16 protein-coding genes are annotated in these 12289 nt (G+C 62.6%); 13 read left to right on the plus strand and 3 right to left on the minus strand.

Going from position 1 to position 12289, the window contains the following annotated elements:
- The first annotated feature begins 45 nt into the window (after positions 1-45).
- From dapA to BLR13_RS34460, 5 genes are read left to right on the plus strand one after another with little or no spacing between them, the layout of a single operon-like run.
- The gene (dapA, locus tag BLR13_RS34440) at positions 46-936 is read left to right on the plus strand and encodes a 4-hydroxy-tetrahydrodipicolinate synthase (RefSeq protein ID WP_074814136.1); all 891 of its coding nucleotides are present in this window, start codon (positions 46-48) and stop codon (positions 934-936) included.
- 44 nt (positions 937-980) lie between these two features.
- A complete protein-coding gene (gene mscL / locus BLR13_RS34445; RefSeq protein ID WP_074814133.1) occupies positions 981-1397 on the plus strand; it encodes a large conductance mechanosensitive channel protein MscL in 417 nt (138 codons plus the stop codon).
- Position 1398: 1 nt separating this feature from the next.
- Positions 1399-1872: an SsrA-binding protein SmpB gene (smpB, locus tag BLR13_RS34450; RefSeq protein ID WP_074814130.1), complete on the plus strand. Its 474-nt coding sequence runs from the start codon at positions 1399-1401 to the stop codon at positions 1870-1872.
- A 44-nt stretch (positions 1873-1916) separates the two neighbouring features.
- The gene (locus BLR13_RS34455) at positions 1917-2498 is read left to right on the plus strand and encodes a peroxiredoxin (RefSeq protein WP_074814127.1); all 582 of its coding nucleotides are present in this window, start codon (positions 1917-1919) and stop codon (positions 2496-2498) included.
- Positions 2499-2510: 12 nt separating this feature from the next.
- Positions 2511-3122 carry an LpxA family transferase gene (locus tag BLR13_RS34460; RefSeq protein ID WP_244524991.1) on the plus strand — a complete coding sequence of 204 codons (612 nt, stop codon included), beginning with the start codon at positions 2511-2513 and terminating at the stop codon, positions 3120-3122.
- A gap of 3 nt (positions 3123-3125) precedes the next feature.
- Here the strand turns inward: BLR13_RS34460 and BLR13_RS34465 are convergent, their stop codons facing one another.
- Both BLR13_RS34465 and BLR13_RS34470 read right to left on the minus strand, forming a co-directional pair.
- Positions 3126-3773, minus strand: a complete 648-nt coding sequence (locus BLR13_RS34465; RefSeq protein ID WP_074814121.1) for a uracil-DNA glycosylase — start codon at positions 3771-3773, stop codon at positions 3126-3128.
- Positions 3774-3830: 57 nt separating this feature from the next.
- Positions 3831-4463, minus strand: a complete 633-nt coding sequence (locus tag BLR13_RS34470) for an NYN domain-containing protein (protein WP_074814118.1) — start codon at positions 4461-4463, stop codon at positions 3831-3833.
- 350 nt (positions 4464-4813) lie between these two features.
- Between BLR13_RS34470 and rpoZ the strand changes: the two genes are divergently transcribed.
- From rpoZ to acpS, 4 genes are all read left to right on the plus strand, one after another.
- Positions 4814-5206, plus strand: coding sequence for a DNA-directed RNA polymerase subunit omega (rpoZ, locus tag BLR13_RS34475; protein WP_024512695.1), 393 nt, complete (start codon positions 4814-4816; stop codon positions 5204-5206).
- Positions 5207-5496: 290 nt separating this feature from the next.
- Positions 5497-7788 (plus strand): RelA/SpoT family protein, encoded by a 2292-nt coding sequence (locus BLR13_RS34480; RefSeq protein WP_074814115.1) that lies wholly within the window; start codon positions 5497-5499, stop codon positions 7786-7788.
- 104 nt (positions 7789-7892) lie between these two features.
- Entirely contained in the window at positions 7893-8672 is a 780-nt protein-coding gene (locus BLR13_RS34485; protein ID WP_074814112.1) for a pyridoxine 5'-phosphate synthase, read from the plus strand.
- Positions 8669-9088 (plus strand): holo-ACP synthase, encoded by a 420-nt coding sequence (acpS, locus tag BLR13_RS34490; RefSeq protein ID WP_074814109.1) that lies wholly within the window; start codon positions 8669-8671, stop codon positions 9086-9088. Before BLR13_RS34485 ends, acpS begins: the two co-directional genes overlap by 4 nt.
- A gap of 150 nt (positions 9089-9238) precedes the next feature.
- Here the strand turns inward: acpS and BLR13_RS41235 are convergent, their stop codons facing one another.
- Complete coding sequence (locus tag BLR13_RS41235; protein WP_171944898.1) at positions 9239-9430, minus strand: hypothetical protein; 192 nt, start codon at positions 9428-9430, stop codon at positions 9239-9241.
- Between BLR13_RS41235 and lepB the strand changes: the two genes are divergently transcribed.
- The 4 genes from lepB to BLR13_RS34510 are packed head-to-tail and all read left to right on the plus strand — an operon-like array spanning position 9369 to position 12283.
- Complete coding sequence (gene lepB / locus BLR13_RS34495) at positions 9369-10127, plus strand: signal peptidase I (protein WP_074814106.1); 759 nt, start codon at positions 9369-9371, stop codon at positions 10125-10127. The genes BLR13_RS41235 and lepB overlap by 62 nt on opposite strands.
- Positions 10124-10942 (plus strand): ribonuclease III, encoded by an 819-nt coding sequence (gene rnc / locus BLR13_RS34500; protein WP_074814104.1) that lies wholly within the window; start codon positions 10124-10126, stop codon positions 10940-10942. The genes lepB and rnc overlap by 4 nt, the downstream gene beginning before the upstream one ends.
- Positions 10932-11861 carry a GTPase Era gene (gene era / locus BLR13_RS34505; RefSeq protein ID WP_074814101.1) on the plus strand — a complete coding sequence of 310 codons (930 nt, stop codon included), beginning with the start codon at positions 10932-10934 and terminating at the stop codon, positions 11859-11861. The genes rnc and era overlap by 11 nt, the downstream gene beginning before the upstream one ends.
- Positions 11862-11902: 41 nt before the next feature.
- Positions 11903-12283: a hypothetical protein gene (locus BLR13_RS34510; protein ID WP_074814098.1), complete on the plus strand. Its 381-nt coding sequence runs from the start codon at positions 11903-11905 to the stop codon at positions 12281-12283.
- Positions 12284-12289: the final 6 nt, after the last annotated feature.

A 12289-nucleotide genomic window follows, 5' to 3' on the forward strand; every position in this document is an offset into this window, starting at 1 on the left:
TCCCACGATCGGTCGCGCCGTATCTGAAGCGTTTGGAGGAAGTCCATGGCAGCCAAGACAAATTTACAGGGGTCTTTCACTGCCTTGGTTACGCCATTCAAGAACGGCTCGCTCGACGAAGCGGCCTTCCGCGGCCTCGTGAGCTGGCAGATCGAGCAGGGGTCGCATGGTCTCGTTCCCGTTGGCACCACCGGAGAGAGCCCGACGCTCAGCCATGATGAGCATCACCGGGTGGTCGAGTTGTGCATCGAAGAGGCGAAGGGTCGCGTGCCGGTCATCGCCGGTGCCGGCTCGAACTCTACGCGCGAAGCCGTCGATCTGGCGGTCCATGCGGAGAAAGCCGGCGCCGATGCCGTGCTGGTGGTGACGCCGTATTACAACAAGCCGACCCAGGAAGGGATGTATCAGCACTTCAAGGCGGTAAATGACGCGATCGGAATCCCGATCATCATCTACAACATCCCGCCGCGCTCCGTTGTCGACATGTCCGTGGAAACCATGACCCGGCTGTTCGAACTGAAGAACATCGCCGGCGTCAAGGACGCCACCGCCAATCTGGCCCGCGTCTCGCAGCAGCGCCACGCGATGGGACCGGATTTCATCCAGCTTTCCGGCGAGGACATGACGGCGCTGGCCTATATGGCCGCGGGCGGACATGGTTGCATCTCGGTTGTCGCCAATGTGGCGCCAAAGCTGTGCGCCGATCTGATGTCCGCGGTCCTCAAGGGCGATTATGCCACCGGACTGAAAATTCAGGACCGGCTGATCCCGCTGCATGACGCCATCTTCAAAGAGCCGGGCCTCGCCGGAGCCAAGCATGGGCTGAAGCTGCTGGGGCGGCTGGACGAAGAAGTGCGTCTGCCGCTGATGACGGTGACGCCGCCAACCGGCGCGGTGATCCGCGACGCCATGGTGCATGCCGGCCTGATCAATTAAGCTGGCCGCTCGCTTCGCCTGTTGAACGAAGAAGGGAATCTATCATGCTGAAGGAATTCCGCGACTTCGCCATGAAGGGCAACGTGGTTGACCTCGCGGTCGGCGTCATCATCGGCGTGGCCTTCGGCGCGATCGTGACCTCGCTGGTCGGCGATATCATCATGCCGGTGATCGGTGCGATCACCGGCGGGCTCGATTTCTCGAACTATTTCACCGGGCTTTCGAAGGCGGTTTCAGCGACCAATCTTGCTGACGCCAAGAAGCAGGGCGCCGTGCTGGCCTGGGGCAATTTCCTCACGCTGACGATCAATTTTCTGATCATCGCCTTCGTGCTGTTCATGGTCATTCGCGCCATGAACAAGCTGAAGCGCAAGGATGAAGCCGCTCCCGCCGCGCCGCCGAAGCCGACGGCCGAGGTGGTGCTGCTGACCGAGATCCGCGATCTCCTCAAGAAGGCTTGATGTGGCCGAGAAGAACGAACGCCCGATCAAGATCGTCGCCGAAAACCGCAAGGCGCGGTTCAACTACGCGATCGAGGACACGATCGAGACCGGCATTGCGCTGACCGGCACCGAAGTGAAGTCGATCCGCAACGGCAAGACCACGATTGCGGAGTCCTATGCCGATACCAAGGACGGCGAGATCTGGCTGATCAACGCCAATATTCCCGAATATCTGCAGGCCAACCGCTTCAACCACGAGCCGAAGCGGCCGCGCAAACTGCTGTTGCATCGAAAGCAGATCAACAAGCTGATGGGCGCGGTCGATCGCGACGGCATGACGCTGATTCCGCTAAAGCTCTATTTCAACGAGCGCGGGCGCGCCAAGCTGTTGCTGGCGGTCGCGAAGGGCAAGAAGCTGCACGACAAGCGCGAGAGCGAAAAGAAGCGCGACTGGGGCCGGGAAAAGGGCCGCTTGTTGCGGGCGCGCGGATAACCGGCGCGGGGAAGCATCGCAACATCGATAGGGCCAACGCAGCCATGAACCAGAAGAACCTGCTCGAAGTCGACTGGAGCAAGATCCCGGCGCCAACAGACGATGGCGCGGCGAAGCATCTGGTCGGGATGGTGATCCCGCCGCTCGGCCTGCTGGCCACCGACGATACGTCGGTGATGTTGTCGGAATTGCCCGGCCGTACCGTCGTGTTCGCCTATCCCCGAACCGGCGAGCCCGGCAAGATCAGCCTGGTCGATGACTGGGACATGATCCCGGGCGCGCGAGGCTGTACCCCGCAGACCTGTTCGTTCCGCGATCTGTTCGCGGAGCTCAAGGCCGCCGGCGCCGGACAGGTGTTCGGCCTGTCGACGCAGGACAACGTTTATCAGACCGAGATGGCGTCCCGGCTGCATCTGCCGTTTCCAGTGCTGTCGGATGAAAAACTGGCGCTGACCCGCGCCTTGAACCTGCCGACGATGGAAGTGGCGGGACTGACGCTGATCAAGCGGCTGGCGCTTATTTTCGACGACGGCGTCATCACCCACGTGTTCTACCCGGTGTTTCCGCCGGATCGAAATGCCGGCGACGTGCTGGCGTGGCTGAAGAAAAACCGGGTCCAGTCGTAATCAGGAGTGCCCGTGATCGAGGCGCACATCGCCGGATTTCGTTCATCCGCGCTGGGAGAGTTCTCTGGCAGCATGCCATGGGAGCTGACGCTCGGCTCGATCGGAATCGTCGAGCGGCTTCTGAGCGGATTGCGTGAGGGGTACGACGTCAGGGATAGCGTTGCCACACACCGCACGTCAGCCATAGAGAACGGGGCGATCATCAAGGGCCCGGCCGTCATTGGACCGGATTGCTTCATCGCGGCAGGCGCTTACGTACGTGGCGGCTGCTGGTTGGAGGCTAACTGCATTCTGGGACCCGGAGTCGAGCTGAAGTCTTCGTTTGTATTTAATGGGTCAAAGCTTGCTCATTTCAATTTCGTCGGAGACAGTCTTCTCGGTTGCGGCGTCAATCTTGAGGCAGGGTCGATCATCGCAAATTACCGAAACGAACGGGCCGGTCCGGCGATTTCGTTCTTCTACAATGGCAAACGGTTTGACACCGGCGTGGAAAAATTTGGCGCCTTGGTTGGCGACCATACAAGGATCGGCGCTAACGCGGTCGTCGCCCCAGGCGCAGTTCTGGCACCGGCAACGATCGTGAAACGCCTGTCGCTGATCGATCAGGGAATCGCTGAGGCCTGATTCTCACCCCAGGTCCGCGCGCACTTTCGCAAACACGTTGCGAAACATCTCCGGCGTCAGCACCCGCGTGTTGGTGTTGTAGCGCGAGCAATGATAGGTGTCGTAGAGCCGGAGACGACCGGCCTCGTGCACCGCGCCGTGCGCGAACGGCGCCGCTGCATTGCGCAGGCCCAGCGCCTTCAACGTCGAGTCATGGGCGATCCGGCCGAGTGCGACGATGGCCTGAAGTTTCGGCATCTCGGCCATCCTGGCGATCAGGAATTGCCGGCAGGTGTTGATCTCGATCGGCATCGGCTTGTTCTGTGGCGGCACGCAGTGCACGGCGTTGCCGATCCGGCAGTCGACCAGCTTGAGCCCGTCGTCAGGCCGCGCCTGATAGACGCCCTTGGCAAAGCCATATTCCAGCAAGGTTGCATAGAGCAGGTCGCCGGCGTAGTCGCCGGTGAAGGGTCGTCCGGTGCGATTGGCGCCCTGCATGCCCGGCGCAAGGCCGACGATCAGCAGCCGGGCTTTGGCGTCGCCGAATGCCGGCACCGGGGAATTGAACCAGTCGGGATGGAGCGCCCTGGCTTGCGCGCGAAAGTCGACGAGCCGCGGACACAGCGGGCAATTGCGGTCCGGTTGTGCGGGAGTGTTGATCGCGTTAGCCAAAACAAAAAGGCCTCGGTTCTAAGGAGAACCGAGGCCTAGCAGTTGATGGCGTGACGCTCAATCGTCGAATTCTTCGTCCTCGGTGCCGCGGGGCGCCATGGTGGTCGCACGCTGCAGGAATTGCGGGGCGTGATGACGCGGCTCGCGCGGGGCGGGGCGTTCGGAAGGATCGCGGCCGAGCTTGGACTGCAGTTCGACGAGATCGGTGAAGACGTCGGCCTGGCGCCGCAGTTCGTCGGCGATCATCGGCGGCTGGCTTGAAATCGTCGAAACCACGGTGACGCGAACGCCGCGCCGCTGCACGGCTTCGACCAGCGAGCGGAAATCGCCGTCACCCGAGAACAGCACGATCTGGTCGACATGTTCGGCGAGCTCCATGGCATCGACCGCGAGTTCGATGTCCATATTGCCCTTCACCTTGCGGCGGCCGCTTGCGTCGATGAATTCCTTGGTCGCCTTGGTGACGACGGTGTAGCCGTTGTAGTCGAGCCAGTCGATCAGGGGACGGATCGACGAATATTCCTGATCCTCGATGATCGCGGTGTAGTAGAATGCGCGCACCAGCGTGCCGCGGCTCTGGAATTCCTTGAGAAGGCGCTTGTAATCGATGTCGAAGCCGAGCGTCTTGGCGGTTGCATAGAGGTTGGCGCCATCGATGAAGAGCGCGATCTTGTTGGAAACTGATGACATCAAGTGGTTCTCGCGTGGTTGTTACGTTTTTAGCGCAGCGGCAATCAACCGCGCGCACTTTTCCGTTCTGCTGCCTAAAGTTCGGTGAATCGTGCCCACCACAGTCACCACTGCAATTATGGTGAGGGGAGGGCGAAAAACCTAGTCTTTTGACGCTGCAATGAAGAGATTTACTTGTCCTGTACGGCAACCCCGCCGCGTCTGGACGCTCCGGCCTTCTGGCCCCGGGGTGGGTTAGCAGAGCCCATTAGGAACGCAAATCACAAATTTAGTCTTGCGAAACCCCACCTATCGCTATAACTAGCCCCCATAACCAACATATTGGGCCCCATTTAACGGAGCGACAGTCTATGGCGCGCGTCACCGTGGAAGATTGCATTGATAAGGTCGACAACCGGTTCGACCTCGTGCTGCTGGCAGCTCACCGTGCCCGCATGATTTCGTCGGGTTCGCAACTCACGGTTGATCGCGACAATGATAAGAACCCCGTGGTTTCGCTGCGGGAAATCGCCGATTCCACCATCTCGCCGGAAGACCTGCGGGAAGAACTGGTTCATTCCCTGCAGAAGTTCGTTGAGGTCGACGAGCCGGAGCCCGACACCGTGCCCTTGATCGGCTCGGCCGGCGCCAGCGTCGATGCCGACGACACCGAAGTCGCGGTCGAGCGGATGACCGAGGAAGAGCTCCTGAAGGGTCTCGAGGGCCTGGCTCCGCCGGAAGAGCAGCCCGAAGAGGACGAATAATCCCGCCAAGCGGACGTCCCGAACTCCCCGATCTGCCAAAAGGCCCGGACCTCTGTCCGGGCCTTTGCTTTTGTTGACATTTTCGCGGTTACCGTGCGTCCTTGGCGGAGCAGCCGAAATCGCCGGAATCGATTTTTCGCCGCATGCTGGCCACGGGTTGGGCGTTGGATGACCCGAAGCCATGCGAAAGTGAACGTTTCTGGGCCCGGAACGGGTGCAGCTTCGTTCGAAAGCGCATTAGATATCCAAAAGCGGGCCAATCCGGCCCGCGGAAAAAAGGCAGTGATTCGATGGCGTTTTGGCGCCGCAGCCCCCGGCAGATGCAGGCCGCGACCGAGCAGGTTGCGGTGGCGCCGACGTCGCCTGTGGCGGAGAAGCCGAAGACGCCCCGCGCACGCATGATGCGGCAATACGATCTCGTCGATCGCGTCAGGTCGTATAATCCCGACACCAATGAAGACCTGCTGAACCGCGCCTATGTCTACGCCATGAAGGCGCATGGCACGCAAACGCGCGCGTCCGGCGATCCCTATTTCTCGCATCCGCTCGAGGTCGCGGCGATCCTGACCGGGCTGAAGCTCGATGACGCCACCATCGTGGCCGCGCTGCTGCACGACACCATCGAGGATACCGAGGCGACGCGGGCCGAGATCGACCATATCTTTGGCCATGAGATCGGCAAGCTGGTGGAGGGGCTCACCAAGCTGAAGCGGCTGGAGCTGGTTTCGCGCGAGGCCAAGCAGGCCGAGAACCTGCGCAAGCTTCTGCTCGCCATCGCCGACGACGTTCGCGTGCTGCTGGTCAAGCTTGCCGATCGCCTGCACAACATGCGCACGCTGGAATTTGTGCCGCACGCCTCGCGCCGCCGCATCGCCGAGGAAACGCTCGATATCTATGCCCCGCTCGCCGGCCGCATGGGTATGCAGGAGATGCGGGAAGAACTCGAGGATCTCTCGTTCCACACGCTGGATCCGGAAGCCTATGCCGTGGTGATGCAGCGGCTCGACGCGCTGGCCGACCGCAACCGCAACCTGATCGGCGAGATCGAAAGCAGCCTGTCCAAGAACCTGCAGAAGAACGGCGTCGCCGCAAGGGTCTATGGCCGCCGCAAGCAGCCGTTTTCGATCTGGACCAAGATGGAGCGCAAGTCGGTCGGCTTCGAACAGTTGTCCGATATCTATGGCTTCCGCGTCGTGATGCCGGATGTCGAGGCCTGCTATCGCGCGCTCGGCGTCGTGCACACCACCTGGCCGGTGGTGCCAGGCCGCTTCAAGGACTACATCTCGACGCCGAAGCAGAACGACTACCGCTCGATCCACACCACCGTGATCGGTCCGGGCAACCAACGCGTCGAACTGCAGATCCGCACCGAGGAAATGAACCAGATCGCGGAATTCGGCATCGCGGCGCACGCGTTCTACAAGGAAGGCATGGGGTCGCCGACCGAGCGGCTCAAGCACGAATCCTCGGCCTTTGCCTGGCTGCGCCACACCGTCGGCATCCTCTCGGAAAGCTCCAATCCGGAAGAGTTTCTCGAACATACCAAGCTCGAGCTGTTCCACGACCAGGTGTTCTGCTTCACGCCGAAGGGCAAGCTGATCGCGCTGCCGCGTCAGGCGAACGTGATCGACTTCGCCTATGCCGTGCACACCGATGTCGGCAACAGCGCGGTCGGCTGCAAGATCAACGGCAAGTTCGCGCCGCTGTCGTCGGAATTGCAGAACGGCGACGAGGTCGAGGTTTTGACCTCGCAGGCGCAGGCGGCGCCGCCGTCGGCCTGGGAATCGCTGGCGGTCACCGGCAAGGCGCGGGCGGCGATCCGACGCGCGACGCGCACCGCGGTGCGCGATCAATATGCCGGCCTCGGCCGCCGCATCGTCGACCGCCTGTTTGCCCGCGCCAAGATCGAATATGCCGACGACAAGCTGAAGGGGGCCTTACCCCGGCTGGCGCGGACCTCGATCGAGGACGTGATGGCGTCCGTCGGCCGCGGTGAACTGAAGGCCTCTGACGTCGCCCGGGCGATGTATCCCGACTACAAGGAAGAACGGCTGGTGCGCTACGGGGCCAAGAAAGGCCTCGCCGCCAAGCTGAAGCTGCAATCGACGCCGCATCCGGCGCGCAGCGCCTCGGTGATCCCGGTGCGCGGCCTCAATTCCGACCTGCCGGTCAAGTTCGCGCCGAACGGCGGCGCGGTGCCGGGCGACCGCATCGTCGGCATCGTTTCGCCGGGCGAGGGCATCACGATCTATCCGATCCAGTCGCCCGACCTGAAGGATTTCGAGGAAGAGCCGGAGCGCTGGCTCGACGTGCGCTGGGACATCGACGAAACCATGCCGCAGCGTTTTCCGGCGCGCATCCGCGTCGACAACGTCAACGAGCCCGGCAGCCTCGCCCAGGTCGCCACCGTGATCGCCGAGCACGACGGCAATATCGACAATATCAGCATGTCGCGCCGCTCGCCCGACTTCACCGAACTGACCATCGATCTCGAGGTCTATGACCTGAAGCATCTCAGCGCTATCATCGCCCAGTTGCGCGCCAAGGCCGTCGTCGCACGGGTCGATCGCGTCAATGGGTAACTAATGCTTGTCATTGCCGGGCTTGACCCGGCAATCCATCCTTTCCAGTAAGATGGATGCGCGGGTCAAGCCCGCGCATGACGGCTCGGAACAATGAGTGCAATATGCCTGCTCCTCCGCTGCGCCTTGGAGTCAATGTCGACCACGTCGCCACCTTGCGCAATGCGCGGGGCGGCGCGCGGCCGGATCCGGTGCGCGCCGCACTTGCCGCCATCGAGGCCGGCGCCGACGGCATCACCGCGCATCTGCGCGAGGACCGCCGCCATATCCGCGACAGCGACATGGCGCGCCTCAAGGCCGAAATCTCCAAGCCGCTGAATTTCGAGATGGCGGCGACCGATGACATGCTGCGGATATCGCTGGCGACCAAGCCGCATGCGGTATGCCTGGTGCCCGAGCGCCGCGAGGAGCTGACCACCGAAGGCGGGCTCGACGTTGTCGGCCAGCACAATGCGCTGGCGCCCTTCATCGCAAAACTCAACGATGCCGGCATCCGGGTGTCGCTGTTCATCTCGGCCGATCCCGCCCAGATCGAAATGGCGGCGAAGCTGCGCGCGCCCGTGATCGAGATCCACACCGGCGGCTGGTGCGACGCCGTGGTCGACGGCCACGCTGCGAAGGCCGAGGCGGAGTGGCAGCGCATCGTCACGGGGGCCGCGCTGGCGCGCGCCGAGGGGCTGGAGGTTCATGCCGGCCACGGCCTCGACTACGACACCGCCGAAACGATTTCGGCGCTGCCCGAGATCGCCGAACTCAACATCGGCTACTTCATGATGGGGGAGGCGCTGTTCATCGGCCTCGGCGAAACCGTCCGCGCGATGCGGGCCGCGATGGACCGCGGGCGTGCCAAGATCTTAAGCGCCAAGATCGGAAGCCGCGCATGATCCTCGGCATCGGCTCCGACCTGATCGACATTACCCGCGTCGCCAAGGTGATCGAGCGCCACGGCGACCGCTTTCTCGATCGCATCTTCACCGACGCCGAGCGCGCCCGGGCGGCGCGCCGGTCCAAGAGCGAGAAAATGGTGGTGGCGACCTATGCCAAGCGATTCGCCGCCAAGGAGGCCTGTTCCAAGGCGCTCGGCACCGGCATCCGGCAGGGCGTCTGGTGGAAGGACATGGGGGTGGTCAACCTGCCCGGGGGCCGTCCAACCATGAAACTGACCGGGGGCGCGCTGACCCGGCTGCAGGCGCTGACCCCTGAAGGGTTCGAGGCGCGGATCGATCTGTCGATTACCGACGACTGGCCGCTGGCGCAGGCTTTCGTCATAATTTCGGCGGTCGTTCCCGGCAAACCGTGAGGGCTGCAGGCGTTCACGCCGGAGAATCGGGTTAAAACTAAAAATCGTTGACTTATCAATGGATTGGCAAGTTTTTATCAGGCGCTTGATTGCGCCGCCACGAACAACCGTCTAAAACGCCGCTAGCTTCACTATCGAACCAGGGCCGATTCAGGTTTTGCCGGAAATGGCCCTCAACATCAGTATCGAGACCATTTTCTTGACGCGAACGGACTTGCGATTCGCGTGAGGAAAACGTTCTGCCACCGTGCGGGCAAGGCCTGCTGGAATTGGGAAAGCGATGAGCGTGACATCCGGCACAAAAACTGAAAGCGGCTTGGGTGAAACCATCCGCGTCGTCATCCATGCTCTCCTGATCGCGCTCGTGATCCGCACCTTCCTGTTCCAGCCGTTCAATATCCCCTCGGGATCGATGAAGGCGACGCTGCTGGTCGGCGACTACCTGTTCGTGTCGAAATATTCCTACGGCTATAGCCACTATTCGATCCCGCTGTCGCCGCCGCTGTTTTCGGGCCGCATCTTCGGTTCGGAGCCTGCCCGCGGCGATATCGTCGTGTTCCGCCTGCCGAAGGACGATACCACCGACTACATCAAACGCGTGATCGGCCTGCCGGGCGACCGCATCCAGATGAAGGAGGGGCTGCTCCACATCAACGACGTCCCGGTCAAGCGCGAGCGTCTCTCCGACTTCATCGGCGAGGATCCCTGCGGCTCCGACGCCACCGCCCGGGTCAAGCGCTGGAAGGAAACGCTGCCGAACGGCGTGACCTATGAATCACTCGATTGCGTCGACAACGGTTTCTACGACAACACCAACGTCTACACCGTGCCGGCCGGCCACTTCTTCATGATGGGAGACAACCGGGACAATTCGACCGACAGCCGGGTGCTGTCGGCGGTGGGTTATGTGCCGTTCGAGAACATCGTCGGCCGTGCCCAGATGATCTTCTTCTCGATTGCCGAGGGCGAACATGCCTGGATGTTCTGGCGCTGGCCGACCGCCGTGCGCTGGAATCGCATATTCTCAATCGTGCGATGAACGACGAAACATCAGTCATCCAGGATTCCGACACCTCAGGCGAGCCGAGCCCAAAGCCCGCTGCCGGCGGCGAAGCCGTGCTCAAGAAGAAGCGCGGCAAGGCCGGCGCCAAGGCGGCGGCCGCGGCGATCGAGGCGCGGATCGGCTACAAGTTCACCGATAGCGCGCTGCTGACCACCGCCTTCACGCATGTCTCCGCGCTGAAGCCCGCGACCCGCCACCGCGCCGACAGCTATCAGCGCCTCGAATTCCTCGGCGACCACGTGTTGGGGCTGATCATCTCCGACATGCTGTATCGCGCCTATCCGCGGGCCGACGAGGGCGAATTGTCCAAGCGTCTCGCCGATCTCGTGCGCAAGGAGAGCTGCGCCGACGTCGCCAAATCGCTCGGCCTGCTCGAGGACATCAAGCTCGGCGCGGTCGGCGCCGGTGCGGGCGCGCGCTTACGCAAATCCGTGCTCGGCGACATCTGCGAAGCGGTGATCGGCGCGATCTATCTCGACGGCGGTTATGCGGCGGCGTCGCAATTCGTCGAGCGCAACTGGCTGGAGCGGATGCGCAAGCCGCGGCGGCCGCTGCGCGACCCGAAGACGGTGCTGCAGGAGTGGGCCCAGAGCAAGGGACTGCCGACACCGGTCTATCGCGAGATCGAGCGCACCGGACCGCATCACGATCCGCAATTCCGCGTCGCCGTCGACCTGCCGGGCCTTGAGCCCGCCGAAGGTCTCGGCGGCTCCAAGCGCGCGGCCGAAAAGGTCGCGGCATCCGTGATGATCGAACGAGAAGGCGTCAGCGGCGCAAGCAATGACAACTGAATCTTCAACCGAACCCGCGCCCGCCGCCACCCGCTGCGGCTTCGTCGCGCTGATCGGTGCGCCGAATGTCGGCAAATCCACGCTGGTCAACGCGCTGGTCGGCTCCAAGGTCACGATCGTCTCGCGCAAGGTGCAGACCACGCGGGCGCTGATCCGCGGCATCGTAATCGAGGACAACGCCCAGATCATCCTGGTCGACACGCCCGGTATCTTCTCGCCCAAGCGGCGCCTCGACCGCGCCATGGTGTCGACGGCCTGGAGCGGGGCGCATGACGCCGACCTGGTCTGCGTGCTGCTCGATGCCAAGGCCGGCATCGACGAAGAGGCCGAGGCGATCCTGAGCAAGCTCGCCACGGTCAAGCATCCCAAAATCCTGGTGCTGAACAAGATCGATCTGATCCCGCGCGAGAAGTTGCTGGCGCTGGCGCAGGCCGCCAACGATCGAATGAAATTCGAAAGCACCTTCATGATCTCGGCGCTGTCGGGCGACGGCGTCGAAGACTTGCGCAAGACGCTGGCGATGATGGTGCCGGCGGGGCCGTTCCATTATCCCGAAGACCAGATGTCGGACGCGCCGATGCGGCATCTGGCGGCGGAAATCACCCGCGAAAAGATCTTTCGCCAGTTGCATCAGGAGCTGCCGTACCAATCCACCGTCGAGACCGATAGCTGGACCGAGCGCAAGGACAAGTCGATCCGCATCGAGCAGACGATCTTTGTCGAGCGCGAAAGCCAACGCAAGATCGTGCTCGGCAAGGGTGGCGCCACCATCAAGTCGATCGGCGCGGATTCGCGCAAGGAGATCGCGGAGATCGTCGGCGTCCCCGTGCATCTATTCCTGTTCGTCAAGGTGCGCGAGAACTGGGGCGACGACCCCGACCGCTACAGGGAAATGGGCCTGGATTTTCCCAAAGAATGATCCGGGAATCATCAGGAAAAGAAAGAAAAACCGGCGCCCCGATGAACGTACCCAGGAACGTGCTGTGGTTTGAGGTTCTGCTGTATCTGTCGCTGACTCTGGATGCGGTGTCGGTGGCGTTCCAGGACCGTACGCCGACCGCTGCCATGACCGAGCAGATGATCAATGTGGCGACGGTGATGGCGGCCGGCCTGATTATACTGCTGGTTTATTTCGTCTGGCTCGCCGCGCAGCATCGCAAGAACTGGCCGCGCTGGGCGCTGGCCGCGGCATTGGTGCTGTCGGTGATCTCGCTGATCCAGGTGATCGGCGAAAGCGGCGTGCAGCTCGACAGCGCCATCGAGGTCATCTCCTGCGCGCTGACGGCGGCCGGGCTTTACTTCTCCTTCACCGGCGATGCCGTGGGCTGGTTCAACACGTGAGGCGCC

Source organism: Bradyrhizobium ottawaense, from assembly GCF_900099825.1.
Taxonomy (GTDB): Bacteria; Pseudomonadota; Alphaproteobacteria; order Rhizobiales; family Xanthobacteraceae; genus Bradyrhizobium; species Bradyrhizobium ottawaense_A.

What these genes read in the sequence shown, in the direction of transcription:
- rpoZ (WP_024512695.1), top strand. Translation starts at nt 4,814, where the DNA reads ATGGCGCGCGTCACCGTGGAAGATTGCATTGATAAGGTCGACAACCGG.
- acpS (WP_074814109.1), top strand. Translation starts at nt 8,669, where the DNA reads ATGATCCTCGGCATCGGCTCCGACCTGATCGACATTACCCGCGTCGCC.
- BLR13_RS34470 (WP_074814118.1), bottom strand. Translation starts at nt 4,463, where the DNA reads ATGTCATCAGTTTCCAACAAGATCGCGCTCTTCATCGATGGCGCCAAC.
- BLR13_RS34485 (WP_074814112.1), top strand. Translation starts at nt 7,893, where the DNA reads ATGCCTGCTCCTCCGCTGCGCCTTGGAGTCAATGTCGACCACGTCGCC.
- dapA (WP_074814136.1), top strand. Translation starts at nt 46, where the DNA reads ATGGCAGCCAAGACAAATTTACAGGGGTCTTTCACTGCCTTGGTTACG.
- BLR13_RS34510 (WP_074814098.1), top strand. Translation starts at nt 11,903, where the DNA reads ATGAACGTACCCAGGAACGTGCTGTGGTTTGAGGTTCTGCTGTATCTG.
- BLR13_RS34455 (WP_074814127.1), top strand. Translation starts at nt 1,917, where the DNA reads ATGAACCAGAAGAACCTGCTCGAAGTCGACTGGAGCAAGATCCCGGCG.
- BLR13_RS34480 (WP_074814115.1), top strand. Translation starts at nt 5,497, where the DNA reads ATGGCGTTTTGGCGCCGCAGCCCCCGGCAGATGCAGGCCGCGACCGAG.
- era (WP_074814101.1), top strand. Translation starts at nt 10,932, where the DNA reads ATGACAACTGAATCTTCAACCGAACCCGCGCCCGCCGCCACCCGCTGC.
- mscL (WP_074814133.1), top strand. Translation starts at nt 981, where the DNA reads ATGCTGAAGGAATTCCGCGACTTCGCCATGAAGGGCAACGTGGTTGAC.
- rnc (WP_074814104.1), top strand. Translation starts at nt 10,124, where the DNA reads ATGAACGACGAAACATCAGTCATCCAGGATTCCGACACCTCAGGCGAG.
- lepB (WP_074814106.1), top strand. Translation starts at nt 9,369, where the DNA reads ATGAGCGTGACATCCGGCACAAAAACTGAAAGCGGCTTGGGTGAAACC.
- BLR13_RS41235 (WP_171944898.1), bottom strand. Translation starts at nt 9,430, where the DNA reads ATGACGACGCGGATGGTTTCACCCAAGCCGCTTTCAGTTTTTGTGCCG.